We start from the raw sequence: 1,325 nt of genomic DNA, 5'->3' as shown, positions 1-1,325 counted from the left end.
CTCTCGTCGCACTCGGCTACTACTGGTCCAAGTCGGTCTTCGACCGCGACCCCACGTAACCCCCCACCCCCGACCCACAAAGACCCCTCGCAGTCCCCCCCCAGTGACACCACCGGGCCTTCACCGTCGTACACCCCCACCAGCCCGGTGGCCGAACCCAGTCGCCAGCAGCCACCCCAACCCGCCCCTGTCACAACGAGAACAGGCGTAGTCGTCGGCGACCTCGGTGTGGCCGTGCTGCTGGAGGACGGAGCGGACTGGTCCACGGCGTCCTTGCCCGAAAAGAGCCAGCGGCGCATGGCGTTGATGCCGCCGCCGGAGAGGTTCGCGGTGAGCAGCACGCCTTGAGGACGTTCTTGGCCTGGTCGATCCAGGGCGCGGCCCGCTTGCTGTCCCCGGACGCCGAAGACTCGGCCATTCAGGCGGCCATGCGGTCGGCGGCCTTCGCGTCGGTGCAGTACTCCACCGGGGACCACCTGTCTGTCCGACGGCCGGGGACGCCCGCCGGGGGGCGATCACCCAGGCCGGACCGAGGGCGCGGCGCCGGGCGTGGATGACGTCGAGGTCGGCGGCCTTCGTGGTGGTCACCACCAGGGGGCACTGCCATTCGGCGGCGTTGGGCAGGACCAGGCCGGTGGTCTTGCTGCTGCCCGGAACGCCGAACGCGGTCGCCGAGATGTTGGGCTGGGCGGCCACGATCGCGCCGGTGTGCATGCCGCGGCCGACGGTGACGCGGCCCGCCCGCCGGGCGGGGTCCTGTGGGGCTTTGAGCCTGCGTTCGACCTTCGCGCCGCCCCACTGCGCGCCACCGGTGTGCGTGCCGAGGTTCAGCCTGGCGACGACCTTGAGCAGCAGCAGGAAGAACGCCAGCAGCAGGACCACGACCATCAGCATCACACCACGTCAGGTGGTCGACAGCTTCGGCCTTACCTGAGTCACGTACTTCCCTCGTTCCGCTGACAGCCACATGCGAAGCGAGGTCACGCACTTCCTCTCAGATGTCGGCTTGCCAGAAACTTCGTTCTTCTCAAGCCGTTTGGACCTCGAGGACGAGTCCCTGGAAAGAATCGACGGCAGGCCGGCCCTGAAGACCGTGTTCGAGGCAGACGGCGCCGAATGCCCGCCCGAATCCGAAAGGTGGGAGATCCTGGGAGTGTTCAACTACGCAACGATCGCCATTGACCCGAGCGACGGGCGAATCTACTCTTTCCCCGAGGGGGAAGAGAACTACACCGCCATGAATACAGACATCTCCTCATTCATTCACTCCCTCATCGCCCTGGAACAGGGAGAGAGTGAACACAAAGAGCTTCCGATGAGCGAAG

At 66.7% G+C, this 1,325-nt stretch carries 2 protein-coding genes; both read left to right on the top strand.

Annotated features, from left to right (window positions below):
- Nucleotides 1–549 precede the first annotated feature (549 nt).
- Entirely contained in the window at nt 550–960 is a 411-nt protein-coding gene (locus tag ABEA26_RS35970) for a hypothetical protein (RefSeq protein ID WP_345598281.1), read from the top strand.
- A 7-nt stretch (nt 961–967) separates the two neighbouring features.
- On the top strand, nt 968–1,325 hold a 358-nt coding region (locus ABEA26_RS35965), incomplete at its 3' end, for an SUKH-4 family immunity protein (RefSeq protein WP_345598279.1).

It is taken from the genome of Streptomyces marokkonensis (assembly GCF_039539045.1).
Lineage (GTDB): Bacteria > Actinomycetota > Actinomycetes > Streptomycetales > Streptomycetaceae > Streptomyces > Streptomyces marokkonensis.
The sequence above is the reverse complement of the archived record's forward strand: the minus strand, read 5'-3'. Positions and strand labels throughout refer to the sequence as shown.